The organism is Mesorhizobium sp. KR9-304 (assembly GCF_040049215.1).
GTDB lineage: Bacteria > Pseudomonadota > Alphaproteobacteria > Rhizobiales > Rhizobiaceae > Mesorhizobium_K.
The window spans coordinates 232,531-256,012 of the sequence record NZ_JBDZDN010000001.1; the positions used below are offsets into that span (position 1 = coordinate 232,531).

Here is a 23,482-nt window from a genome sequence, read left to right on the forward strand (position 1 = left end):
AAGCGGGCCGTTCCCATTTTGCCGCGTCGGCGCCCGCCGGGCCGACGCAGTTGAAAATCCGCTTGCGCTATCCTGCCTTCAGCCAGTCGGCGTCGATCTCCGGCAGCGCGATTGCCGCAATGAGATCGCGCGTGTAGGCGTGCTTCGGATTGGCGAACAGCGCGTCGGTCGGACCCTGCTCGACGATCTCGCCGTTCTTCATCACGATCACATGTCTGCAGAGCCGCCGGATGACGGAGAGATCGTGGCTGATGAAGGCGACCGTCAGCCCCATATCGTCGGCCAGCCTTTCCAGCAGCGTGAGGATCTGCGCCTGCGTGGAGACGTCGAGACCCGACACGATCTCGTCGGCAAGCACGAAGTCGGGCGACAGCGCCAGCGCCCGGGCGATGCCGACACGCTGGCGCTGCCCGCCGGACAGTTCGTGGCGATAGCGTTTGGCGAAATTTACGGGCAGGCCGACGCGTTTCAGCGCGTCCGCCACCCGCGCGTCGAGATTGTCGCCAAGCCCGTTCTGCCCGAGCGGCGCTGCGATAATCGCGCCGATCGTGCGGCGCGGGTTGAGCGACGACATCGGGTCCTGGAAGATCATCTGCAGATTGCGCCTGAGCGGCCTCAGTTCCGGCTCCGGCAGGTGCGCGATGTCGCGGCCTTCGAACAGGATACTGCCTTCGCTGGGCTCGATCAGCCGCACCAGGGCGCGGCCGAGCGTCGACTTGCCCGAGCCGGATTCGCCGACAATGCCCGTCACCGAACGGCGGGGCAGTTCGAAGTCCAACCCTTTCAGGATCTCCACCATCGGCGCACGCCCGATCAAGGGTTTGCGCGTCATGTCGGGCAGCGCGACCTTGAGGCCCTCGACCTTGAAAAGCGGTTCAGCCATGGCCGGCCTCCCAGCGACGGTCGGCGTCGGCGATCTCAGCGGCAAGCCCGGCGAGCACGGTCTCGTCCACCGGCAGCAGCGAGGCGAATGGATCGGTGTAGCGCGGCGTCGCCGCCATCAGCGCGCGCGTATAGGGATGCCGCGGATCGGCGAAGAGCCTCGTTGCATCGGCCTCCTCGACCACCTTGCCGGCATAGAGCACCGTCACCTTCTGGCTGATCTTGGCGACCACGCCGAGGTCGTGTGTGACGAAGAGGATCGCCGTACCATGCTCCTTCTGGAGCAGCGCGATCAGCCTCAGGATCTGCTTTTGCACCGTCACGTCGAGCGCTGTGGTGGGTTCGTCGGCGACGATCAGGCGCGGCTCGGCGGCGAAGGCCGCGGCGATCAGCACGCGCTGGCGCATGCCGCCCGACAGTTCGTGCGGATAGGCGCGCATCACCCGGTCCGGCTCGCGGATGTGAACCTCGTCCAGCAGTTGGCGCACGCGCCTGTCAGCACGGTCGCCGGCCCAGCCGAGGATGTGGACCAGCCGGTCGGTCATCTGCGGGCCGACGCGGCGCGAGGGATTGAGCGCCGTCAGCGGGTCCTGCGGAATCAGCGCGGTCTTCGCGCCGATGACGCGGCGGCGATCTCTTGGCGACAGCGCGCCGAGGTCCTGGCCCTCCAGGCGGATCGAGCCTTCGACGATCCGCACGCTTGGGGGCAGCACGCCGAGCACGGCCTTGCCGATCATGCTCTTGCCTGCGCCGCTTTCGCCGACCAGCGCGCGCACCTCCCCGGGCTCGACCGTCAGCGACACCGACCGCAGGATGCGCCGCCCGTCGCCGAGCGTCGCGCTGAGGCCCGATATGTCGAGACAGGCGGTCATCGCAGCACCGGGTCGAAGCGGGTCTTCAGCCCCTCGCCGAACTGGCTGAATGAAAGCACCGTCAGGAACAGCGCGACCAGCGGGAAGACCAGCACCCACCACGCCTGGTGGATCGACAGCCGGCCCTCGGCGATGATGCCGCCCCAGGTCGGGTCGTCGGTCGAGATGGAGAGGTTGACGAAAGAAAGGATCGCCTCGACGATCACCGCGATGCCCATTTCCAGCGACAGTAGCGCGACGATCGACGGCAGCACGTTGGGCAGCACTTCCGCGACCATGATGCGCAGGCGTCCGAAGCCTGCGATCCTGGCATTCTCCACATAGTCCATGCGCGCCTGGCTCATCGCCTCGGCACGGATGACGCGGCAGAAGCGCGTCCAGTCGATCACCGCGATGGCGATGATGACCGAGCCGAGGCCCGTGCCGAACACCGCGACCAGAAGGATGGCGAAGAGCACCGGCGGGAACGCCATCCAGATATCGACGACGCGCGAGATTATGCGGTCCGGCCAGCCGCCGAAATAGCCTGATATCAGCCCCAGCGTCGAGCCGACGAGGCAGGCGGCGAACGCCGCCGCGAAAGCGACGATGAAGGCGACGCGCCCGCCGTAGATCAGCCGCGAAAGGAGGTCGCGGCCGAGGCTGTCGGTGCCGAGCCAGAAGCCAGGTTCCGCGCCCTCCATCCAGAACGGCGGCAGCCGCTCGAACATCAAATCCTGCGCCAGCGGGTCCTGCGGCGCGATGACAGGCGCGAAGATCGCCGCCAGAAGCGCCAACAGCAGCCAGCCGCCCGCAAGCCACAACCTGATATCGAAGCGGCGGCGGGGGCGAATGCGCGCCTCAGCCATGCCTGAGCCTCGGATTGAGCAGCGCATACATCATGTCGACGGCGAGATTGATCAGCACGAAGATGAGCGCGAAGACGAGCACGATGCCCTGGATCAGCGGCAGGTCGCGGTTGATCACGGCGTCGATCGCCATGTTGCCGAGCCCTTCATAGGAAAACAGCCGCTCGATGATGACGGTGCCGCCGATCAGGAAGGTGAACTGCACGCCGACCAACGTCAGCGTCGGCAGCGCGGCGTTCTTCAGCGCCTCGCGCAGGATCACCGCTGTTTCGGAGAAGCCTTTGACGCGCGCAAGCGTCACATAGTCGAGCGTCATCACCTCCTTGAGCGAGATCTTCAGCAGTTGCGAGACGATTGCCGCGAGCGGCAGGGCCAGCGCCAGCGCCGGCATGAACATGTGGCTGAACAGGTCCTTCGCCAGATCGAAGCGCAGCCGCAGGATGCTCTCAAAGAGATAGAATTGCGTCACGAAGGGCAGTTCGAGCCTGGGCGAAACGCGACCCGAGATCTCGAAGATCGGCCAAAGCACGCCAAACAGAAGGATGAGCGCCAGCCCCCACAGGAAGTCCGGTATGGAAAGGGCCGCGCCGTTGGCCACGTCGATGCCGGCTTCCACCGCCGTGCCCTGCTCGCGCGCCCCGATGACGGCGAGCGGTCCGCCGATGGCGAGCGCGATGAGAAGCGCCACGACGGAGAGTTCGAGCGTCGCCGGCAGCCGGCTCAGAACCAGACTCATCACGTCCTGGCGCAGCGAGATCGAAGTGCCGAAATTGCCTTGCAGCACGCCCGACAGCCAGATGAAATACTGTTCGACGATCGAGCGGTCGAGGCCGTAGAGCGCGCGCAGCCGGTCGATGTCGGCCTGAGTCGCGCCGGGCGGCAGCATCATGGCGATCGGGTTTCCCGGCGCCACGCGGATGATGACGAACACCACCACCGACACGCCGAGCAGCGTGACGCCCATGGTGAGCAGGCGGACGAGGAAACGCTGGAGGATCATTTGCGCGACGCCATCAAAAGCTCGCGCGCCGGCTTCAAATCGAAGCGCGGCGCGCGGTCGAACTCAGGCAGCCATCAAGCCGGCGACATCAGCGCGGGCAGCAGCGCACCCGACTTGTGCGGCACAACCTTCACGGTCTCCGAATACACGACCGGCTGAGCGTACTGGATCAGCGGCAGCACATAGGCCTCGTCGGCGATGAGCTTGCTGACGGCCTTCCAGCCGGCGATGCGCTTGGCCTGGTCCGGCTCGCCCCACAGCGGGTTGATGGCGTCGATCACGTCCTGACCGTCCCAAACCGAATGCGGGCTGGGCCCGTACATGGCGAAGCCGGTCGAGGTGGTGGGGTCGCCGATCGAGTTGCCCCAGTTGTAGAAGGCGGCAGGCGCCAATTGGTCGGCGCCACGCAGCTCGTAGTGCTTGGCGATCTCGTAGACCTCGATGTTGGCCTCGATGCCGACCTTGCGCCACATGCCGACGATCGCCTGGATCATCTCGTAATCCTTCGGCTTGAAGCCGCGCGTCGTCTGGATGGTGAACTTCACCGGATTCTCGGTGGAATAGCCCGAGGCCTTGAGCAGCTCCACGGCCCTGTCCGGATTGTACTCGACCTTGATGGAGGGATCGAAGGCGTCGTATTCCGGCGTCTCCAGCGTGTCGAGCGGCAGGCCGTAGCCGCGCAGCAGGCGGTCCACGAGCAGCTTCTTGTCGACCGAGAGCACGGCAGCCTGACGCACGTTCTTGTCCTTCATCACGTCGATGTCGTTGAAGAATATCATGCCGATGTCGGAGACCGTGTCGGCGGTGCCTGCAAGCCCGCCCTTGGCGATCAAGCGGTCGTATTCCTCATAGGGGATTTCGAGCGTCACCTGCGAGGAGCCGGACTCGATTTCCGCCACCCGGCTCGCCGCGTCGGTGACGAACTTGATAGTGACGTTTTCGAAGGCCGGCTTGTCGCCCCAGTAGTTGGGATTGGCCTTGAGCCGGACGAAGGCGTTCTGCTCGAAGCGGTCGACCATGTAGGGGCCGGTGCCGATCGGAGCCTTCTCGAAACCTTCGGCGCCGACCTTCTCGTAATAGGCCTTGGGCAGCACGTAGCCGGTCAGGAACGACATCCACTTGAAGTAGGTTGGGTCGAAGCCGACGACGTCGCCGGTGATCTTGTTGCCGTCGATCTTGAAATTGTTGACGTTCTTCCAGACGAACTGAATGGGATTGCCGGTCTCCTCCTTGCCGGCGCGCTCCAGCGACCAGACGATGTCCTCGGCGGTGAAGGGCGAGCCGTCATGCCAGGTGACGCCTTCGCGGACCATCATGTGGACGGTCTTGAGGTCGTCGGAAAATCCCCATTCGGTGAGCAGGCCGGGCGCCTGCGTCAGGTCGGGCTTCTGCAGGATGAACTGGTCGAACACCGACTGATAGATGCCCTGGATGGTCGGGTTCACCGCCGAAGGGCCGGTGGTCGGGTCCCAGGAAGGCAGGTTGACGTTGTAGGCGATGACGAGTTCGTTCGCCTGCGCCGAGGCCATCCTCGGCATGCCGATTGCGGCGAGGCCGAGCGCTGAGGCGCTGTATCCGAGCATCTGTCGTCTGTTGATTGTCATGATCGTTCCCCATTTCTGTTGCTTCGTTGTGGTCGGGACCCGAGCCGGTCCCTGCCTGTTATGGTCGTCGATACTTTTTTGCCGTCCCGCGCGGCCAATCAGCGGCCTTCACCTCCCGCCGAGCTGTTGAGCGAGCATATATCCGGAGCCTGCACCCGTTCCGGCGCCGGGCCAAGTGGCGGCGCCTATGAGATGCAGGTTCTGGACGGGCGTATTCCAGCGCGCGAAGCCGCGCGCCGGTCTGAACAGGAAATTCTGCGCGATATTGTGGCTGCCACAGATCTGGTCGCCGCCAACCAGGTTCGGGTTCTCGCGTTCGAGATCGATGGGCGAGAACACGACACGCCCGAGGATTTTCTCCGCCAACCCCGGCGCATGCGCCTCGATCAGAGCGATGGCGCGGTCGGCGTAGCGCTCCTTGATGGCGTCCCAATGGTCAGGCGCGATCTCGCCCGCCGCATCGTCCTTGACCTCAGCCGGCAGCACGCGCACCTGCACCCACAGCACATGCTTGCCTTCAGGCGCGCGCGACGGATCGATCGCGGTCGGCTGTCCCACGACCAGCACCGGCTCGTCCGGCAGTAGGCCGGCGATTGCCTGCTGGTAGGTCCTTGCCATCTGGTCGAGCGACGGCGCGACGTGGACATAGGCGAAGCTCTTCAGCTCCGCCCCGGCGGACCAGTCGGGCAGGCTGTCCAGCGCCAGATGGATCATCATCGTGCCAGGCGCATGGCGGAATTTCTTCATCGCCGTATCGAAGCCGGCGTTGCCCGAACCGCCGGGCAGCAGTTTTCCCGCCAGCGCACCCGGCGCGACGCCAGCGATGACGGCTTTTGTCGCAGTATGCGTCTCGCCGCTAGACAGGCGCACGCCGGTCGCCTTGTCTCCGGAAGTGGTGATCTCCACTACTTCTGCACCCGAGAAGATTAGTCCACCCGCATTGGCGACCATGTTCTCCAGTGCGTAGATCATGGTGTCGGCGCCGCCTCTGCCCAGCACCATGCCGAAACTCTGGTTGGCCATGGATTCGAGGTAGGGGAAGACCGCGCCGCCGGCGATGTCGGGCGCGAAGTCGAGATGCATACCCCAGGCGGCGAGCGTCGCCTTCACCTGCGGCGAGACGAAAGTTTCGTCCAGCCAGGCGCGCGGCGAAGACAGGAGCAGCTTGGCGGTGTCCAGCGCGCCCAGAAAACCCTTCTTGCGCCAGAGGTTCCAGCCGGTGCCGGCGAGCGCGCGGCCGCTCATCGGCGAGCCGAGGAGGCGGAACAGATGTTCGGCCTCGCCCATGAAGCCGCCGGCTAGGTTGCGCCACGTCTCGGCGTCCTCCGAAGAGAACGCGGCCAGCCGCGCAACGGTCTTCTCGATGTCGGTGCTGACGCCGAACCAGCGTCCATCGGGGAAGACCGAAGCGAAACAATCGGCAACCGGGGCGAACTCCAGCCCGGCCGCATTCAATTCATTTGCATACTTCTTGTGAAAGGCCGAGCCCGCGAAGAGGCTCAGATTCATCGCGCCGAGGTCGTGCCGGAAACCTGATAGCGTAACCTCGCGCGTCTGCACCGCGCCGCCGATAACCGGATTCTTCTCGAAAACCGCGATTTTCCAGCCCTTGAGCGCCAGATGCGCCGCACCGGCCAGACTGTTGTGGCCGGCACCGACAAAGATGGCGTCGAAATCGCTCACGCCCCCAATCCCATTCCTTTAGGCTTAAAGATAATTGCAGATGCATATGTTTTCGTCTAGTAGCATATTGCAGGCCGGCAAGAGCCTCGGACGCTTTCGACAAGGGGATACCGTACATGGACACGCAGAAACTTCTCGGCGAACTCGCCACCCAGCTTCTCTCCGGAGGCATCGAGGTCGTCGACCTCTCCGCCGTGCTTGGGCCGGACACCCCGCTCATCAAGCTGCCGCCGGAACTCGCGGTCGACACCCCCAAGATCGAGATCCACGCGATCTCCGCCTATGACAAGAACGGGCCGTGGTGGGCATGGAACTGGCTGAAGCTCGGCGAGCATTCCGGCACCCATTTCGACGCACCGATCCACTGGATTTCCGGCAAGGACTATGCCGACGGCTCGACGGACACGCTGCCGGTGCAGAAGCTGGTCGGCCCGGTCAACGTGCTCGACTTCTCGAAAGAAGCCGCGGCCGATGCGGATTTCCTGCTCACCGTCGATCACATAAAGGCCTGGGAAGCCAAGCACGGCCCGATCATGTCAGGCGAATGGGTGGTGATGCGCACCGACTGGTACAAGAAGAACGGCTCCGAGGCGGAGTTCCTCAACGCCAACGAAACCGGCCCGCATACGCCGGGACCTACCGCCGAGGCGATCATGTACCTGATCGAGAAGGACGTGGCGGGGTGGGGCTCCGAGACGATCGGCACGGATGCCGGCAAGGCGGGAGGAATGGAGCCGCCGTTCCCCGCGCACACGCTGATGCACAAGGCCAACAAGTATGGCCTCGCCAGCCTCTGCCAGCTCGACCGGCTGCCGCCCAAGGGCGCGATCCTGATCGCTGCCCCGCTGAAGATCCAGAAGGGCACCGGCAGCCCAATCCGCGCGATCGCGCTGGTGCCGAAGAAATAGGCGAGTGGCAGGCGGAGGCCATGCTTACATGACCGCCCCCGACCATATCATCGTCGGCAGCGGGATTAACGCGCTGGTCTGCGCCGCCCTTCTCGGCGGCAAGGGCCGCAAGGTGCTGGTGCTGGAACGCAACGATCGCATCGGCGGCTGCATCCGCACCGAGGAGATCACCGCGCCGGGCTTCGTGCACGACGTGATGGCGACGACCTTCGTGCTGTTCATCACCTCGCCGGCCTATGCAGCACTTGCCGCTGAACTTGGCCGCCACGGGCTGGAGTTCTGCAACACCAGCGCGCCGACCGGCGTGCTCAGGCCCGACGGCAGCCACCTGATCCAGCGCATGGACCGCCAGGCCAACGTCGCCGCATTCCGTGACGATGGCGCGCAATATGCCGCCGATGTCGGCGACATCGAGAAGAACGCCGGGCTGCTGTTTGGTTTGCTCGGCGGTGGCCTATGGACATATCCGACCTTCAAGCTGCTGGCGGGAGAGGCCTGGCGCAGGGGACCGCGCGGGCTCGCCGCCTTCCTCGGCGACGCCCTTACCCCGGCGCGCGGCTGGCTCGAAACCTCATACAAATCCGACCTCTCCCGCGCGCTTTGGGCGCCCTGGGTGCTGCATGCCGGCCTCGGTCCCGAGGACGCCTTCTCCGGCCAGATCGCCAAGGTCATCGCCTTCGCGCTGGAGGCCGCGGGCGCGCCGATCGTCAAGGGCGGCGCGAAGAATCTGCTCGCCGCCTTCGAGGCGCTGATCACCGAGAAGGGCGGCGTGATCCGCACGGAGGCCGACGTCGATTCCATTATCGTCGAGGGCGGTCGCGCGGCCGGGGTGCGTCTTGCCTCGGGCGAGACGATCACGGCGGCGAAGAGCGTCGTCTGCTCGGTGACGCCGACGCAGCTTTACGAGCGCCTGCTCGGCAGGGCGGCCCCGGAGGCCGATGTCGCGGCGACGAAGAAATACCGCTACGGCAAGGGCAATTTCCAGATTCACTACGCCCTCGACCGGCCGCCAGCCTGGCGCGACGCCGCGCTCGGCGAGGTCGCGCTGCTGCACCTGACGCCCGGGCTCGACGGCGTGTCGAAAGCCTGCAACGAGGCGGCGCGCGGCATGCTGCCGGAGACGCCGACCATCTGTGTGGGACAGCCGCATGCGCTCGACCCGTCGCGCTGCCCGCCCGGCACGGCGATCCTCTGGCTGCAGCTTCCCGAAGCGCCGCGCCACATCAAGGGCGACGCATCAGGCAAGCTCGCCGTGCCTGCCGACGGCAAATGGACCGACGACTTGCGCGAGGCCTATGCCGACCGCGCCGAGGAAATCCTCGCCAGCCACATCGACGCCTTTTCCGCGACGGTAATCGGCCGCCGCGCCTATTCGCCCGCCGACCTCGAGGCGATGAACATGAATCTCGTCGGCGGAGACCCCTATGGCGGCTCGTCGACCATCGACCAGTCTTTCCTGTGGCGTCCCTTCAAGTCCAGCCGCAACCACGAGACATCGATCAAGGGCCTCTACCACATCGGTGCGTCGACCCATCCGGGCGCGGGCCTGGGTGGCGGCTCCGGCTTCCTTCTGGGGAGCAAATTGTGATGGACCAGAAAGTCCAGGAAAAGCGCGAGCGCATCTCCACACTCGGCCAGATCGGGCTGCAGCAGTTTGCGCCCTATCTGATGAACCGCATCATGGGCCGCTACAACGCCACGCTGCGCGAGGCTTTCAGCCGCGAGGGCCGCACCGTGCCGCAGGTGCGCACGCTCGCCGTGCTGTCGGTCAGCGACGGCGTCACCGTCGGCGATCTTTCCGTCTACACCGTCATCGAACAGTCGACTTTGTCGCGCACGCTCGACGCATTGGAGGCTCAGGGCCTGGTGCGCCGCGAATCCGGCGAGACCGACAGCCGCGTGCGGAAAGTCTTTCTCACCGACGAAGGCCGCGCCGAGTTCAACCGCGCCTGGCCGGCCATGCACGACGCCTTCGAGGCGATGTTCGACGGCATCGACGACGCCGAATATTCGGCGCTGGTGGTGACGCTGCAGAAGATGCTCAGGAACATCCGCAAGCACGACATCTGAGTACGCACGCCGCGATGCGGCAACGGAGTAGCGACAATGGCTGAACGGTCATTCGCCAAGGAAGTCGAAAAGCTGAGGCTGGGCGACGGCGAGGAATTCGCCGGCGAAGGCATCCTCGCCATCACCAAGGCGCTGCTGCAATGCGGCGTCGGTTATGTCGGCGGCTACCAGGGCGCGCCGATCAGCCATTTGATGGACGTGCTGGCCGATGCGCAAGACATTCTCGGTGAACTCGGCGTGCATTTCGAGGCCTCCGCCTCGGAGGCGACGGCCACAGCCATGCTCGCCGCCTCGGTGCATTATCCGATCCGGGGCGCGGCCACCTTCAAGTCGACCGTCGGCACCAATGTCGCTTCCGATGCGCTTGCCAACCTGGCGTCCGGCGGCGTCACCGGCGGCGCGCTCATCATCGTCGGCGAGGATTACGGCGAGGGCTCCTCCATCATGCAGGAGCGCAGCCACGCCTTCGCCATGAAGAGCCAGGTGTGGCTGCTCGACCCGCGCCCTAACCTGCCGTCGATCGTCAAGGCGGTGGAAGACGGCTTCGAGCTTTCCGAAGTGTCGAACACGCCGGTCATGCTCGAAGTCCGCATCCGCTGCTGCCATGTGCACGGCAAGTTCATCGCCAAGGACAACAAGCGCCCGGCCATGACCGTCGCCGACGCGCTGGACTCGCCGCGCCGCGACACCGGCCGCATCGTGCTGCCGCCCGCCTCCTTCCTGCACGAGAAGGAGAAAATCTCGAAGCGCTGGCCGGCCGCCGTCGACTTCATCCGCTCCCGAAAGATCAACGAGTTCTTCGGCCCGGATCACGGCTCGGTCGGCATCGTCATGCAGGGCGGCATGTACAACGCCGTCATCCGCGCGCTGCAGCGCCTCGGCCTCGCCGACACCTACGGCGAGACGGACATCCCGCTTTACGTGCTCAATGCCGTCTACCCGCTGATCGACGACGAGTTCCTGTCCTTCTGCGAAGGCAAGGACGCCGTGCTGATCGTCGAGGAAGGCCAGCCCAACTATATCGAGCAGGCCTTCGCCTCCATGCTGCACAAGGCCGGGCGCGGCACCAGGCTGGTCGGCAAGGAGCATCTGCCGATGGCTGGCGAATATACCGGCCAGGTCATGCTCGACGGCCTAGGCTCCTTCCTGCGCGCCGAAGCGCCGTTTCTGCTCTCCTCGGAAGTGCGCGCGCCGAACAAGACAGGGCAGGGCGAGGAGATCCCGGATCTCACCCGCGTCGTTCCCGGCCGTCCACCGGGCTTCTGCATCGGCTGCCCGGAGCGGCCGATCTTCGCCGCGACAAAACTCGTCGAGCAGGAGCTCGGCAAGCACCACATCGCCTCCGACATCGGCTGCCATCTGTTCTCGATCATGCCGCCCTTCGAACTCGGCGCTACCACAATGGGCTACGGCCTCGGTCCGGCCTCTGCCTCGGCCTTCAACTCGCCGGATGCGAAGCGCCGCTCCATCTCCTTCGTCGGCGACGGCGGCTTCTGGCACAACGGCCTGACCTCCTCGATCGGCAACGCAGTCTTCAACAAGAACGACGGCGTCATCGTCATCGTCGACAATTTCTACTCGGCGGCGACCGGCGGGCAGGACATTCTGTCGTCTCGCGCGGGCAACAAGACCAAGTCGACCAAGCACCCGATCTCAAAAGCGGTCGAAGGCATGGGCGTGAAATGGCTGCGCCACATCGACCGCACCTACGATGTCGGCAAGATGCAGGAGACCTTGCGCGAAGCGCTGACCACCGACGAGAAAGGCCCGAAGGTCATCGTCGCCTCCTCGGAATGCATGCTGAACCGCCAGCGCCGCGAGAAGCCGTTGGTCGACAAGGCGATCAAGGGCGGCGAGCGTGTGGTGAAGCCGAAATTCGGCGTCGACGAGGACATCTGCACCGGCGACCACGCCTGCATGCGCCTGTCCGGCTGCCCGTCGCTGTCAGTGAAGTCTCTCGACGATCCACTGCGCGACGATCCGGTCGCGCATATCGACCAGAATTGCGTCGGCTGCGGCAATTGCGGCGAGGTGGCGGACGCCGCGATTCTTTGTCCGTCCTTCTACCGCGCCGATGTGGTGCATAACCCGAGCCGCTGGGATCGCTTCCTCGAATCCGTGCGCGGCGCCGTAATCGGCTTCCTGCAACGCCAGCGCGAAGGCCGCAGGCTGAACTTCGCCGATGCTTGATGCAGTCTCGCCATTGCAGGCAGGAAGCGCCGACGGCGACGGCGGCGTCATCAAGCTTGCCATTCTTGCGGTCGGCGGACAGGGCGGCGGCGTGCTTGCCGACTGGATCGTCGATGTTGCCGAGCGCAACGGCTTCCTGGCCCAGTCGACCTCCGTGGCGGGAGTGGCCCAGCGCACCGGGGCGACCATCTACTACATCGAGATGTGCCGCGATGCCGGCCGGATGCCTATCTTCGCGCTGTCGCCCTCGCAGGGCGACGTCGACATACTGATTGCCGCCGAGTTGATGGAGGCGGGCCGCGCCATCATGCGCGGCTTCGTCACGCCGGAGAAGACGACGCTGATCGCTTCGTCCCACCGCATCGCCGCCGTGTCCGAGAAGATCGAGCCGGGCGACGGCCGTGCCTCCTCGGCCAAAGTGCACGAGACGGCGGAGCTTGCGTCGAAACGTTTCATCGCCTTCGACATGGAGAAGATCGCGGTCGAGAACGGTTCGATGATCTCGGCGAGCCTGCTCGGTGCGCTGGCGGGTTCGGGCGTGCTGCCGTTTCCACGTGAGACTTACGAGAAAACGATCCTCGCTTCCGGGCGCGGGGTGAAGGCGAGCCTCGCGGCATTCGCCGGCGGCTTCGAGGGCGCGCGGGGCGGCGTGTCTTCCGTCGCGCGGCCGGTCGTTCCCGGCAGTCCCGCCGACAAGGCCGCTGAGCATAGCTCTGTCAGTTCGGCAACGGCGACGGGGCCAGCCGAGCCCACGCCCGACGCAGGTGAAGGTCCGCATGTCGACGGCCCGCGAAAACTGCTCGCCGGCTGGCAGGAGCTCACCGCCCGCATCGAAGAGCTTCCGCCTGCGATCCGCGACATGGCGTTGCGGGGCTTGCGCAAAGTCGTCGACTTCCAGGACACGCGCTACGGCGTCGAATATCTCGACCGGCTCGACCGCGCCGTGGCGATAGATGCGGAGGAGCATGGCTATGGCCTGTCGATCGCCGCCGCCAAACATCTCGCCAATGCCATGTGTTACGACGACATGATCCGCGTCGCCGATTTGAAGACACGCTCGACGCGCGGCGCCCGGGTCAGGCGAGAAGTCGGCGTGCAGGGCGACGCCATCCTGCAGACGACGGAATATTTCCATCCCCGCGTCGAGGAATTCAGCGGCGCAATGCCGGCCGGCATCGGCCGCTACATCGAGAGCCGTCCGAAGCTCGCCGCCTTCATCGACCGCCGCATCAACCGGGGACGCCGCATCCGCACCGACAGTTTTTCCGGCTTCGCCGCGCTCTGGCTGGTCGGCGGCATGCGCCGCTGGCGGCGCGCGCTTCTGCGTCATCAGGTCGAGCAGGCGCATCTCGACCGCTGGTACGACTTGGCACTGAACACTGTTGCGGAAGACTATGCGCTGGCGGTGGAGATTCTGAATACCCGCCGGCTCATCAAGGGTTACAGCGATACCCACGTCCGCGCACAGTCGAAATTCGACCGCGTGCTGTCGGCTCTACCGATGCTGACGGGCCGCGCCGACGCCGCCGACTGGCTGCGACGGCTGCGCGAGGCGGCGCTGAAGGACGAGAAGGGCGACATGCTCGACGGCGCTCTGAAGACTGTCGCAACGCTCGGTCAGGAGCCGGATTGATCGCGTCCCCGGCTGGCGGAATCGGCTGGAACCTCCCGCCCACAGGAAATTGACTCAACATGAAAGTTTAAGCTTGAAATAATTTGCCGCCGGCGCGATAGTCGCCTCCAAGCGAAGAGTGAGGAGATCGCACGATGAAGGTTGCGGTTCTCGGCGGTGGACCCGCCGGCCTGTATTTCGCGATCTCCATGAAGCTGCGCAACTCCGCGCACGACATAACCGTCGTCGAGCGCAACAAGCCCGACGACACGTTCGGCTGGGGCGTCGTGCTGTCGGCCGAAACGCTCGACAATCTGAGCCGCAACGACCCGGTCAGCGCGGTCTGGATCAAGCGCTACTTCGCCTATTGGGACGATATCGCCGTCGTCTACAAGGGCGTGCGCACCCTCTCCACCGGCCACGGCTTCTGCGGCATCGGCCGCAAGCGGCTCCTGATGCTCCTGCAGCGCCGCGCACGAGAGCTCGGCATCAACGTCGTCTTCGAGACCGAGGTGCCGGACCCCCGCCCCTACATGGATACCCACGACCTCGTGGTGGCCGCGGACGGGCTCAACTCGCGCTCGCGGGCTACCTTCGCGGAGGTCTTCAAACCCGACATCGATACCCGCAAGTGCAAGTTCGTGTGGCTCGGCACGCGCCAGAAGTTCGACGACGCCTTCACCTTCATCTTCGAGAAGACCGAGCACGGCTGGGTGTGGGCGCACGCCTACCAGTTCGACAAGGACACGGCGACCTTCATCGTCGAATGCAGCGAGGAGACCTGGGAGAAATTCGGCTTCGGCGCGATGAGCAAGGAAGAATCGATCGCCACTTGCGAGACGATCTTCGCCAGGCATCTGAGCGGTCATGAGCTGATGACCAATGCCGGCCACATCCGCGGCTCGGCGTGGATCAATTTTCCGCGTGTCCTGTGCGAGCGCTGGTCGCACAAGAACCTTGCACTGATGGGCGACGCCGCCGCTTCCGCCCATTTCTCGATCGGCTCGGGCACCAAGCTCGCGCTCGAAAGCGCGGTGGCGCTCGCCGACTACGTGCACTCCGAGCCCGACCTCGCGGCCGCCTTCCGTAAATACGAGGATGCGAGGCGCACCGAGGTGCTGAAGCTGCAGTCGGCGGCGCGCAACTCGCTCGAATGGTTCGAGGAGGTCGAGCGCTACCTCGACCTCGATCCGGTGCAGTTCAACTATTCGCTTTTGACGCGCTCGCAGCGCATCAGCCATGAGAATCTGCGCATGCGCGACCCCGAGTGGCTCGGCGGCGCGGAGGCATGGTTCCAGCGCGAGGCCGGTGCGCCGGAGCAGGACTGGAAGCGCGCGCCGATGTTCGCGCCGTTCAAGCTGCGCGAGATGAAGCTGATCAACCGCGTCGTCGTCTCGCCGATGGCGCAATACAAGGCGGTCGACGGCTGCCCGACCGACTGGCACTTCACCCATTATGCCGAGCGCGCCAAGGGCGGCGCCGGGCTGGTCTATATCGAGATGACCTGCGTCAGCCCTGAAGGCCGCATCACGCCCGGCTGCCCCGGTTTCTATGCGCCGGAGCATGAAGTCGCCTGGAAGCGGCTGGTCGACTTCGTTCATCGTGAAACGCAAGCGAAGATCTGCGCGCAGATCGGCCATGCAGGCCCGAAAGCCTCGGTCCAGGTGCCTTGGGAAGACGACGGCATGCCGCTGACGGAGGACAACTGGCAGATTCTCGGCCCTTCCACCGTCGCGTGGTCCGACGGGCACCAGATGCCCAAGGCGATGACCCGCGCCGACATGGACATGGTGCGCGACCAGTTCGTGGCGTCGGCCGAGATGGCCGACCGCTGCGGCTTCGACATGCTCGAAATCCACGCCGCGCACGGCTACCTGCTCTCCGCCTTCATCACGCCGCTGACCAACAAACGCACCGACGACTATGGCGGGTCGCTCGAGAACCGCATGCGCTACCCACTGGAGATTTTTCATGCGGTGCGGGAGGCCTGGCCGCTGCACAAGCCGATATCGGTGCGCATTTCGGCCAACGACTGGGTCGGCATCGAGGGCGTCACGCCGGCCGACGCGGTCGAGATCGCCAAGATGCTCTCCGCGGCCGGCGTCGACATTTGCGACGTCTCCGCGGGCCAGACCTCGATCCGCGCCAAGCCTGTCTATGGCCGCATGTTCCAGACGCCGTTCTCCGACCGCATCCGCAACGAGACCGGCATGGCGACGATGGCGGTCGGCAACATCTACGAGCCGGACCACGTCAACTCGATCCTGATGGCCGGGCGTGCCGACCTCGTCTGCCTCGCGCGGCCGCATCTCGCCGATCCCTACTGGACGCTCCACGCGGCGGTGACGCTCGGCGACCGCGGCGTGAAATGGCCGGATCCGTATTTGCCCGGCCGCGACCAGGCTTATCGGCTTGCGGCTCAGCGCAACGCGGCGGCGGAGTTCAAGGTATGATCGGGGGCCAAAAGGTTCTCGGCCGTCATGCGCTCGTCACCGGCGGCGGCTCCGGCGTCGGGCGCGAGATCGCGCTGGCGCTGGCGCAAGCCGGCGTCGACGTGACGATCTGCGGCCGGCGGGCGGACGTGCTTGACGCGGTTGCCGCCGAGAGCAGCCGCATCCACGGCATCGCCGCCGACATCACCGACGAACACGCGGTGTCGGGGCTTTACGAAAAGGCGGAAGCGGCGCGCGGGCCGTTCGACATCGTGATCGCCAACGCCGGCGCCGCCGACAGCGCGCCCGCGCACAAGGTTTCGCTCGCAGACTGGCGCAGGACGCTCGACGTCAACCTCACGGGCGCGTTCCTCACCGTGAAGCCGGCGCTTTCAAGCATGGCCGCGCGCAAGGCAGGCCGCATCGTCTTCATCGCCTCGGTCGCCGGTCTCAGGGGTTATGCCTATGTCGCGCCCTATGTCGCGGCCAAGCACGGCGTGATCGGGCTGATGCGGGCGCTCGCCGCCGAGACCGTCAAGACGGGCGTCACCGTCAACGCGGTCTGCCCGGGCTATGTCGAGACGGACATGCTCGACCGGTCGGTGAACAACATCGTCGAAAAGACCGGGCGTTCGGCGGAAGAAGCGCGCTCGATCCTCGCCGCCGCCAATCCGCAGAACCGGTTCATCCAGCCGGACGAAGTCGCGGACACCGTGCTCTGGCTCTGCGGAGAAAAGGCCGGCTCCATCACCGGCCAGGCGATCTCCATCTCCGGAGGCGAGACATGGTGAGCGCGCCGCTTTCCGCGATCTCCAAGGACAGCAAGGAGAGGCTGCGGCTTTGGATCAGGATGCTGCGGGCGTCGCGCACCATCGAGGCGGAGCTGCGCGAGCGTCTCAGGCGGGAATTCGACACCACGCTGCCGCGCTTCGACGTGATGGCGGCGCTCTATCGCGTGCCGGAGGGGATGCTGATGAGCGGCCTGTCGAGCTTCCTGCTCGTCTCCAACGGCAACGTGACCGGCATCGTCGACCGCCTCGTATCGGAGGGTCTGGTGACCCGCGCGCGGCGCAACGGCGACCGCCGCACCTCCATGGTGAAACTGACGGATGCCGGCAGGGCGCAGTTCGAGGCGATGGCTGCGGCCCACGAGGGCTGGATCGGCGAACTGCTCGGCGGGGTCGGCGAGGAGGACACAAGGCGGCTTGCGACCATGCTGAAGTCGTTCCGTAGCAACTGGGAGGGGCGCGAATGAAGAACCCCGGTACAGGTTTTGGGATGGCCGGGCTGCAGCCGAAACACTTCGTCTGGAAGGTCGACGGCAGGATCGCGACGATCCGGCTCGACCGGCCGGAACGCAAGAACCCGCTCACCTTCGGGTCCTATGCCGAGCTGCGCGACCTCTTTCGCGATCTCGTCTATGCCGACGATGTCGACGCGGTCGTATTCCTGCCGAACGGCGGCAATTTCTGCTCGGGCGGCGACGTGCACGACATCATCGGGCCGCTGGTCAAGATGGACATGAAGCAGTTGCTGGCCTTCACGCGCATGACCGGCGATTTCGTGAAGGCGATGCTCAACTGCGGCAAGCCGATCATCTCGGCGGTGGACGGCGTGGCCGTCGGCGCCGGCGCGATCATCGCCATGGCCTCCGACATCCGCATCGCCACCCCGGAGGCCAAGACCGCCTTCCTGTTCACGCGCGTTGGGCTCGCCGGCTGCGACATGGGCGCCTGCGCGATCCTGCCGCGCATCATCGGCCAGGGCCGCGCGGCGGAGCTTCTCTACACCGGCCGCACGATGAGCGCTGCCGAAGGCGAACGCTGGGGGTTCTACAACCGGCTGGTCGAGGCGAGTGCGCTGGAGGCCGACGCGATGGAGCTGGCCGGACGCATCGTTTCGGGTCCCACCTTCGCCCACGGAATCACCAAGACCCAGCTCAACCAGGAATGGTCGATGGGTCTCGACCAGGCGATCGAGGCCGAGGCGCAGGCGCAGGCGATCTGCATGCAGACCAAGGATTTCGAGCGCGCCTACAAGGCGTTCGTGGCCAAGGAAAAGCCTGTGTTCGAGGGGGATTGATGCCTGACCGCTCGTTCCTCGACTGGCCGTTCCTGGAAGCCCGTCATCGGGATTGGGCAGAGAGGCTCGAGGCATGGTGCGCGAAAAACCTCCCCGTCGATCACCATGACGTGGACTCTGCCTGCCGGGCGCTGGTCGCACAGCTCGGACAGGACGGCTGGCTGAAGCCGACGGCGGTCGACACCGCTGACCCCGCCCCGCTCGACGTGCGCACGCTCTGCATCACCCGCGAGACGCTTGCCAGGCACGACGGCCTCGCTGACTTCGCCTTCGCCATGCAAGGGCTGGGCACCGGCGCGATCAGCCTGTTCGGTACGGACGGACAGAAGCAGTGGCTCACGAAGACGCGCGCCGGCAAGGCGATCGCGGCCTTCGCGCTGTCGGAGCCGCGCGCCGGCTCCGACGTCGCCAATATGGACATGACGGCGACGAAAGACGGCGACTTCTACGTGCTGTCAGGCGAAAAGACCTGGATATCCAACGGCGGCATCGCCGACCTCTACACTGTCTTCGCCCGCACCGGCGAAGCGCCCGGCGCAAAGGGAATTTCGGCCTTCCTCGTGCCCGCGGACACGAAAGGTCTTAATGTCGCCGAGCGGCTGGAAGTCATCGCGCCGCATCCGCTGGCGCGGCTCTCCTTCGAGGGGGTCCGCGTTCCCTCCTCGGCCATGATCGGCAGGCCGGGCGACGGCTTCAAAATAGCGATGTCGGTGCTCGACGTGTTCCGCTCGACGGTCGGCGCCGCGGCGCTCGGCTTTGCGCGCCGCGCCTTCGACGAAAGCCTCAGCCGGGCCACCGAGCGAGAGCTGTTCGGCGCGCCGCTTGCCGAGCTGCAGATGGTGCAGGGTCATCTCGCCGAGATGGCGCTCGACATCGATGCCGCAGCCCTACTGGTCTATCGCGCCGCCTGGACGAAGGATTCGGGTGCGGCGCGTGTCACGCGCGAGGCGGCGATGGCCAAGCTTTATGCGACCGACAAGGCGCAGGACGTCATCGACAAGGCGGTGCAGCTCCATGGCGGCGACGGCGTGCGCAAGGGCCACATCGTCGAGAGCCTCTATCGTGAAATCCGCGCGCTCCGAATCTACGAAGGCGCGTCCGACGTGCAGAAGGTCGTCATCGCGAGGCAGGTACTCGCGGAGATGCGAAAATCATAAATCCAGAGGGAAAGGGCCTACGTATGACAAAGGAACTCGCCAAAGGCATTACCGCGAACGGCGCCGGCTTCGACGGCGTCAAATGGAACATTCTCGGCCAGGTTTATTATCCGAAGGCGGCGTGCGAGAGCAGCTTCGCCTTCGAGACGAACAGTGCGCCCGGCCAGTTCGTGCCTGTTCATATCCACCCCGACCAGGACGAATTCATCCTCGTGCAGGAGGGTGAACTTTCGCTCAAGCTCGATGGCGTGTGGACGAGCGCGAAGGCGGGAGACCTCGTGCGCATGCCGCGCGGCATCCCGCATGGCTATTTCAACAAGTCCGACAAGCCCTGCCGCGCGCTGTTCTGGGTTTCGCCGGCCGGCCGCCTGAAGGAACTGTTCGAGAATTTGCACGACAAGAGCGACATCCCCGAGATCATCAAGCTTTCCGCCGAGCACGATGTCGACTTCCTGCCGGAGGAGGCGAACGCCTGAGATGCTCGGCCTCTCCGCACACACCGACACCTTCGCTCGAGATAATCTGCCGCCCCCCGAACACTGGCCGGATTTCCTGCTCGACGGCTTCGACTATCCGGAGCAGCTGAACGCGGCCGTCGAGCTGACGGACCGCCTCGTCGAGCAGGGCTTCGGCGACCGTACCGCGCTGATCGGCAACGGCCGGCGGCGCACCTACAAGGAGCTGTCGGACTGGACGAACCGGCTGGCGCACGCGCTGGTCGAGAACTACGGCGTCAAGCCCGGCAACCGCGTGCTGATCCGCTCCGCCAACAACCCGGCCATGGTTGCCTGCTGGCTCGCCGCCACCAAGGCCGGCGCGGTCGTGGTCAACACCATGCCGATGCTGCGCGCCGGCGAACTGACGCAGATCGTCGACAAGGCCGAGATCGGGCTGGCGCTTTGCGACACGCGACTGATGGACGAGATGATCGCCTGCGCCAAGACCAGCCGCTTCCTGAAGCAGGTGGTCGGCTTCGACGGCACCGCCAACCATGACGCCGAACTCGACCGCGTCGCGCTCAACAAGGACGTCCGCTTCGAGGCGGTGCCAACCGGCCGCGACGATGTCGCGCTGCTCGGCTTCACCTCGGGCACGACAGGCGTGCCCAAGGCGACGATGCATTTCCACCGCGACCTTCTCATCATTGCCGACGGCTATGCGAAGGAGGTGCTCGGCGTCACCCCTGATGACGTGTTCGTCGGCTCGCCGCCGCTCGCCTTCACCTTCGGCCTCGGCGGGCTGGCTATCTTCCCGTTGCGCTTCGGCGCGGCCGCGACGCTGCTCGAAAACGCGACGCCGCCGAACATGGTCGAGATCATCGAGACCTATCGCGCGACGATCAGCTTCACCGCGCCGACCGCGTATCGCGCGATGCTCGCGGCAATGGACAAGGGCGCCGATCTCTCGTCGCTCAGGATCGCCGTCTCCGCTGGCGAGACCTTGCCCGCGCCTGTCTTCGAGGACTGGACGAAAAAGACCGGCAAGCCGATCCTCGACGGCATCGGCGCCACCGAGATGCTGCACATCTTCATCTCCAACCGGCTGTCCGACATGGCGCCCGGTCGCACCGGCAAACCGGTGACCGGCTACGAGGCCAGGATCGTCGACGAGGAAATGAAGGAGGTGCCGCGCGGTACGATCGGGCGGCTCGCCGTGCGCGGACCGACCGGTTGCCGCTACATGGCCGACATCAGGCAGAAGAACTATGTCCGCGGCGGCTGGAACCTGACCGGCGATTCCTTCCTCCAGGACGAAGACGGCTTCTTCCACTTCGCCGCGCGTTCTGACGACATGATCATCTCGTCGGGCTACAACATTGCCGGACCGGAGGTCGAGGCTGCGCTGCTCGCCCACGCGCATGTCAGGGAATGCGCCGTCATCGGCGCGGCCGACCCCGACCGCGGCCAGATCGTCGAGGCGTATGTCGTGCTGGTCGAGGGCATTGAGGCGGACGACCTGACGCGCAAGATCTTGCAGGACCACGTCAAGGCGACCATCGCCCCTTACAAATATCCGCGCTCGGTGAAGTTCGTCGACGCGTTGCCGAAAACGCAGACCGGCAAGATCCAGCGCTTCCGGCTGAGAGAGAAGAAATGACCGACTTCGCCCGGACCCGAAAACTGTTCGAGATACCCGACGGGATGATTTATCTCGACGGCAATTCGCTCGGGCCGCTGCCCATCGCAGCCAAGGCGCGCGTCGCAGACATGCTGGCCAACGAATGGGGCAAGCACCTGATCAAGGGCTGGAACCTTTCCGGCTGGATCCACCAATCGCGCCGCATCGGCGACCGCATCGGCAGGCTGATCGGCGCGCCGGAAGGTACCACGATCATGGGCGACACGCTGTCGATCAAGGTCTATCAGGCGCTGGCCGCCGCGCTCGACCTCAATCCGGGCCGCAAGATCGTGCTTTCCGACAGCGGGAACTTCCCGTCCGACCTCTACATGGCGCAAGGCCTGATCGGCTCGCTCGGGCGCGGGCTGGAGTTGAAGGTCGTCGAGCCGGACGCGGTCGAAGACGCAATCGACGATGGCGTCGCGGTGCTGATGCTGACGGAGGTCGACTACCGCACCGGCCGCCTGCACGACATGAAGGCGCTGACGGCAAAGGCGCATGCCGCCGGCGCGCTCACGGTTTGGGATCTCGCCCATTCCGCCGGCGCGTTGCCGGTGGATGTGCTTGGCGCCGGCGCGGATTTCGCGGTCGGCTGCACCTACAAATATTTGAACGGCGGGCCAGGCGCGCCGGCCTTCATCTATGTCGCGTCGCGCCATCTGGAGACCGCCCGCCCCGCCCTCTCCGGCTGGCTAGGCCACGAGGCACCGTTCGCCTTCGACCTCGACTACCGCGCGGGAACGGGCATCGACCGCATGCGCGTCGGCACGCCGCCGGTGATCGCGCTCAGCGTGCTCGACGCCGCGCTCGACGCATGGGATGGCGTGTCGATGGATGACGTCCGCGCCGCCTCGATAGGGCTCTGCGACCTGTTCATACGCGAGGTGGAAGGCCGCTGCCCGGAACTGACGCTCGCCACCACGCGCCACGGCCATGCGCGCGGCAGCCAGGTCTCGTTTCGCCATCCACAGGGTTACGCCATCATGCAGGCGCTGATCGCTAGAAACGTGATCGGCGATTTCCGCGCGCCTGACGCGATCCGCTTCGGCTTCACGCCGCTCTATATTGGCGAAGAGGAGGTTCTGGGTGCGGCCCGCGCGCTGGAACGCATCATGAAGGAGCGGCTCTGGGATGCGGCGGAGTATCAACGAAAGGCGCTGGTGACATGAGCGGAAAGCCCTACGATCCCGCTCAGGAAGGCGCCGAGATGTCGTTCGCCGGACGCATGTCCTATGGCGACTACCTGCACCTCGAACGCGTTCTCGACGCGCAGGAGCCGCTATCGTCGGCGCATGACGAGCTGCTTTTCATCATCCAGCACCAGACCTCGGAACTGTGGATGAAGCTCGCGATCCACGAGATCAGGGCGACGATCGCGGCGATCCGCGAAGACCGTCTGGAGCCTGCCTTCAAGATGCTGAGCCGGGTCGCGCGCATCTTCGAACAACTGACCGGCGCGTGGGATGTGCTGCGCACGATGACGCCCAGCGAATACACCGAGTTCCGCGGCTCGCTCGGCCAGTCATCGGGGTTCCAGTCCTGGCAGTACCGCGCCATCGAGTTCCTGGCCGGCAACCGCAACCTGGCGATGCTGAGGCCACACGCGCACCGGCCGGAGATCACCGCCAAGCTGGAAGAAATCCTCGCCGATCCGAGCCTCTATGACGAAGCGTTGCTTTTGCTTGCGCGCAACGGCTTCGACATTGGCGAGGAAGCTCAGCGCGCCGACTGGCGCGAGACTCGGACGGAGAATCCCAAGGTGCTGGAAGCCTGGAAAATCGTCTACCGCGATCCGCAGACGCACTGGAAGCTCTACGAGCTTGCGGAAAAGCTGGTCGACTTCGAGGATTATTTCCGCCGCTGGCGCTTCAACCATGTCACCACGGTCGAGCGCATCATCGGGCTGAAGCGCGGCACCGGCGGCACGGCCGGCGTCTCCTACCTGCGCCGGATGCTTGATGTCGAGCTGTTCCCGGAACTGTGGAAGGTGCGGACGGAGCTTTAGAATGAACCCAGTGGGGGAT

General features: G+C 65.5%; 20 protein-coding genes. 14 read left to right on the top strand and 6 right to left on the bottom strand.

The window, feature by feature from the left end; genetic code table 11:
- Positions 1 to 67: 67 nt before the first annotated feature.
- From ABLE71_RS01165 to ABLE71_RS01190, 6 genes are all read right to left on the bottom strand, one after another.
- Positions 68 to 883 (bottom strand): ATP-binding cassette domain-containing protein, encoded by an 816-nt coding sequence (locus tag ABLE71_RS01165; RefSeq protein WP_348781548.1) that lies wholly within the window; start codon positions 881 to 883, stop codon positions 68 to 70.
- On the bottom strand, positions 876 to 1,754 hold the full coding sequence (locus ABLE71_RS01170) for an ABC transporter ATP-binding protein (protein WP_348781549.1): 879 nt from the start codon (positions 1,752 to 1,754) through the stop codon (positions 876 to 878). Before ABLE71_RS01170 ends, ABLE71_RS01165 begins: the two co-directional genes overlap by 8 nt.
- Positions 1,751 to 2,602, bottom strand: coding sequence for an ABC transporter permease (locus ABLE71_RS01175; protein ID WP_348781550.1), 852 nt, complete (start codon positions 2,600 to 2,602; stop codon positions 1,751 to 1,753). The genes ABLE71_RS01170 and ABLE71_RS01175 overlap by 4 nt, the downstream gene beginning before the upstream one ends.
- Positions 2,595 to 3,602: an ABC transporter permease gene (locus tag ABLE71_RS01180; RefSeq protein ID WP_348781551.1), complete on the bottom strand. Its 1,008-nt coding sequence runs from the start codon at positions 3,600 to 3,602 to the stop codon at positions 2,595 to 2,597. The genes ABLE71_RS01175 and ABLE71_RS01180 overlap by 8 nt, the downstream gene beginning before the upstream one ends.
- A gap of 74 nt (positions 3,603 to 3,676) precedes the next feature.
- Positions 3,677 to 5,206, bottom strand: a complete 1,530-nt coding sequence (locus tag ABLE71_RS01185) for an ABC transporter substrate-binding protein (RefSeq protein WP_348781552.1) — start codon at positions 5,204 to 5,206, stop codon at positions 3,677 to 3,679.
- A 108-nt stretch (positions 5,207 to 5,314) separates the two neighbouring features.
- The gene (locus ABLE71_RS01190; RefSeq protein ID WP_348781553.1) at positions 5,315 to 6,889 is read right to left on the bottom strand and encodes an NAD(P)/FAD-dependent oxidoreductase; all 1,575 of its coding nucleotides are present in this window, start codon (positions 6,887 to 6,889) and stop codon (positions 5,315 to 5,317) included.
- A gap of 116 nt (positions 6,890 to 7,005) precedes the next feature.
- Between ABLE71_RS01190 and ABLE71_RS01195 the strand changes: the two genes are divergently transcribed.
- The 14 genes from ABLE71_RS01195 to kynA all read left to right on the top strand — a co-directional run bounded on the left by ABLE71_RS01195 (position 7,006) and on the right by kynA (position 23,463).
- A complete protein-coding gene (locus ABLE71_RS01195) occupies positions 7,006 to 7,797 on the top strand; it encodes a cyclase family protein (RefSeq protein WP_348781554.1) in 792 nt (263 codons plus the stop codon).
- A 28-nt stretch (positions 7,798 to 7,825) separates the two neighbouring features.
- Positions 7,826 to 9,385, top strand: coding sequence for an NAD(P)/FAD-dependent oxidoreductase (locus ABLE71_RS01200; RefSeq protein ID WP_348781555.1), 1,560 nt, complete (start codon positions 7,826 to 7,828; stop codon positions 9,383 to 9,385).
- On the top strand, positions 9,385 to 9,867 hold the full coding sequence (locus tag ABLE71_RS01205) for a MarR family transcriptional regulator (protein ID WP_348781556.1): 483 nt from the start codon (positions 9,385 to 9,387) through the stop codon (positions 9,865 to 9,867). The genes ABLE71_RS01200 and ABLE71_RS01205 overlap by 1 nt, the downstream gene beginning before the upstream one ends.
- A gap of 36 nt (positions 9,868 to 9,903) precedes the next feature.
- Entirely contained in the window at positions 9,904 to 12,057 is a 2,154-nt protein-coding gene (locus tag ABLE71_RS01210) for an indolepyruvate ferredoxin oxidoreductase subunit alpha (protein WP_348781557.1), read from the top strand.
- Positions 12,050 to 13,690 carry an indolepyruvate oxidoreductase subunit beta family protein gene (locus tag ABLE71_RS01215; RefSeq protein WP_348781558.1) on the top strand — a complete coding sequence of 547 codons (1,641 nt, stop codon included), beginning with the start codon at positions 12,050 to 12,052 and terminating at the stop codon, positions 13,688 to 13,690. Before ABLE71_RS01210 ends, ABLE71_RS01215 begins: the two co-directional genes overlap by 8 nt.
- A 134-nt stretch (positions 13,691 to 13,824) precedes the next feature.
- Positions 13,825 to 16,122 (top strand): bifunctional salicylyl-CoA 5-hydroxylase/oxidoreductase, encoded by a 2,298-nt coding sequence (locus ABLE71_RS01220; protein WP_348781559.1) that lies wholly within the window; start codon positions 13,825 to 13,827, stop codon positions 16,120 to 16,122.
- A complete protein-coding gene (locus ABLE71_RS01225) occupies positions 16,119 to 16,892 on the top strand; it encodes an SDR family NAD(P)-dependent oxidoreductase (protein WP_348781560.1) in 774 nt (257 codons plus the stop codon). The genes ABLE71_RS01220 and ABLE71_RS01225 overlap by 4 nt, the downstream gene beginning before the upstream one ends.
- Positions 16,886 to 17,356 carry a MarR family transcriptional regulator gene (locus ABLE71_RS01230; RefSeq protein WP_348781561.1) on the top strand — a complete coding sequence of 157 codons (471 nt, stop codon included), beginning with the start codon at positions 16,886 to 16,888 and terminating at the stop codon, positions 17,354 to 17,356. The genes ABLE71_RS01225 and ABLE71_RS01230 overlap by 7 nt, the downstream gene beginning before the upstream one ends.
- A gap of 23 nt (positions 17,357 to 17,379) precedes the next feature.
- On the top strand, positions 17,380 to 18,183 hold the full coding sequence (locus tag ABLE71_RS01235) for an enoyl-CoA hydratase family protein (RefSeq protein WP_348783621.1): 804 nt from the start codon (positions 17,380 to 17,382) through the stop codon (positions 18,181 to 18,183).
- Positions 18,183 to 19,340, top strand: a complete 1,158-nt coding sequence (locus ABLE71_RS01240; protein ID WP_348781562.1) for an acyl-CoA dehydrogenase family protein — start codon at positions 18,183 to 18,185, stop codon at positions 19,338 to 19,340. The genes ABLE71_RS01235 and ABLE71_RS01240 overlap by 1 nt, the downstream gene beginning before the upstream one ends.
- Before the next feature lie 23 nt (positions 19,341 to 19,363).
- A complete protein-coding gene (locus ABLE71_RS01245) occupies positions 19,364 to 19,816 on the top strand; it encodes a cupin domain-containing protein (protein WP_348781563.1) in 453 nt (150 codons plus the stop codon).
- A 1-nt stretch (position 19,817) separates the two neighbouring features.
- Positions 19,818 to 21,437: a benzoate-CoA ligase family protein gene (locus ABLE71_RS01250; RefSeq protein ID WP_348781564.1), complete on the top strand. Its 1,620-nt coding sequence runs from the start codon at positions 19,818 to 19,820 to the stop codon at positions 21,435 to 21,437.
- Entirely contained in the window at positions 21,434 to 22,627 is a 1,194-nt protein-coding gene (gene kynU, locus ABLE71_RS01255) for a kynureninase (protein ID WP_348781565.1), read from the top strand. Before ABLE71_RS01250 ends, kynU begins: the two co-directional genes overlap by 4 nt.
- Positions 22,624 to 23,463: a tryptophan 2,3-dioxygenase gene (kynA, locus tag ABLE71_RS01260; protein ID WP_348781566.1), complete on the top strand. Its 840-nt coding sequence runs from the start codon at positions 22,624 to 22,626 to the stop codon at positions 23,461 to 23,463. Before kynU ends, kynA begins: the two co-directional genes overlap by 4 nt.
- The last annotated feature ends 19 nt before the right edge of the window (positions 23,464 to 23,482 follow it).

Excerpts from the sequence above, each read along its gene's own strand:
- kynA (WP_348781566.1), top strand. The coding sequence starts at position 22,624 with ATGAGCGGAAAGCCCTACGATCCCGCTCAGGAAGGCGCCGAGATGTCG.
- ABLE71_RS01220 (WP_348781559.1), top strand. The coding sequence starts at position 13,825 with ATGAAGGTTGCGGTTCTCGGCGGTGGACCCGCCGGCCTGTATTTCGCG.
- ABLE71_RS01185 (WP_348781552.1), bottom strand. The coding sequence starts at position 5,206 with ATGACAATCAACAGACGACAGATGCTCGGATACAGCGCCTCAGCGCTC.
- ABLE71_RS01225 (WP_348781560.1), top strand. The coding sequence starts at position 16,119 with ATGATCGGGGGCCAAAAGGTTCTCGGCCGTCATGCGCTCGTCACCGGC.
- ABLE71_RS01200 (WP_348781555.1), top strand. The coding sequence starts at position 7,826 with ATGACCGCCCCCGACCATATCATCGTCGGCAGCGGGATTAACGCGCTG.
- ABLE71_RS01170 (WP_348781549.1), bottom strand. The coding sequence starts at position 1,754 with ATGACCGCCTGTCTCGACATATCGGGCCTCAGCGCGACGCTCGGCGAC.
- ABLE71_RS01230 (WP_348781561.1), top strand. The coding sequence starts at position 16,886 with ATGGTGAGCGCGCCGCTTTCCGCGATCTCCAAGGACAGCAAGGAGAGG.
- ABLE71_RS01215 (WP_348781558.1), top strand. The coding sequence starts at position 12,050 with ATGCTTGATGCAGTCTCGCCATTGCAGGCAGGAAGCGCCGACGGCGAC.
- ABLE71_RS01210 (WP_348781557.1), top strand. The coding sequence starts at position 9,904 with ATGGCTGAACGGTCATTCGCCAAGGAAGTCGAAAAGCTGAGGCTGGGC.
- ABLE71_RS01175 (WP_348781550.1), bottom strand. The coding sequence starts at position 2,602 with ATGGCTGAGGCGCGCATTCGCCCCCGCCGCCGCTTCGATATCAGGTTG.
- ABLE71_RS01165 (WP_348781548.1), bottom strand. The coding sequence starts at position 883 with ATGGCTGAACCGCTTTTCAAGGTCGAGGGCCTCAAGGTCGCGCTGCCC.
- ABLE71_RS01250 (WP_348781564.1), top strand. The coding sequence starts at position 19,818 with ATGCTCGGCCTCTCCGCACACACCGACACCTTCGCTCGAGATAATCTG.
- ABLE71_RS01235 (WP_348783621.1), top strand. The coding sequence starts at position 17,380 with ATGGCCGGGCTGCAGCCGAAACACTTCGTCTGGAAGGTCGACGGCAGG.
- ABLE71_RS01195 (WP_348781554.1), top strand. The coding sequence starts at position 7,006 with ATGGACACGCAGAAACTTCTCGGCGAACTCGCCACCCAGCTTCTCTCC.
- ABLE71_RS01240 (WP_348781562.1), top strand. The coding sequence starts at position 18,183 with ATGCCTGACCGCTCGTTCCTCGACTGGCCGTTCCTGGAAGCCCGTCAT.
- ABLE71_RS01180 (WP_348781551.1), bottom strand. The coding sequence starts at position 3,602 with ATGATCCTCCAGCGTTTCCTCGTCCGCCTGCTCACCATGGGCGTCACG.
- ABLE71_RS01245 (WP_348781563.1), top strand. The coding sequence starts at position 19,364 with ATGACAAAGGAACTCGCCAAAGGCATTACCGCGAACGGCGCCGGCTTC.
- kynU (WP_348781565.1), top strand. The coding sequence starts at position 21,434 with ATGACCGACTTCGCCCGGACCCGAAAACTGTTCGAGATACCCGACGGG.
- ABLE71_RS01205 (WP_348781556.1), top strand. The coding sequence starts at position 9,385 with ATGGACCAGAAAGTCCAGGAAAAGCGCGAGCGCATCTCCACACTCGGC.